General features: G+C 49.5%; 1 pseudogene. It reads left to right on the top strand.

The features are described from left to right. Positions 1-212 (top strand): annotated as a pseudogene (locus QZ311_RS04270) (IS4 family transposase); the annotation flags it as partial.

The following is a 212-nucleotide window of genomic DNA, read 5'->3' as shown; positions in this document are numbered from 1 at the left end:
CTCCCGATTATGCAAGAGCATTTTGAAAAATCGATGAATCTTGCCCGTATAAAACTTATGGCGCTGCTCATCCACGCACTTTGCGTGGTTCAGACCGTCAGTCTCCATAAGCTGGCTGCCGCCATGCCTGCGGATGCAAAAAGAGATTCCAATATGCGCCGTCTCCAGAGGTTTCTCTCCCAGTATGCGTTGAATCTCGATCTGATAGCACG

The sequence above is a fragment of the uncultured Duncaniella sp. genome (genome assembly GCF_910578445.1).
Lineage (GTDB): Bacteria > Bacteroidota > Bacteroidia > Bacteroidales > Muribaculaceae > Duncaniella.
Note: the sequence above shows the minus strand (reverse complement) of the source record. Positions and strands in the feature narration are given on the sequence as shown.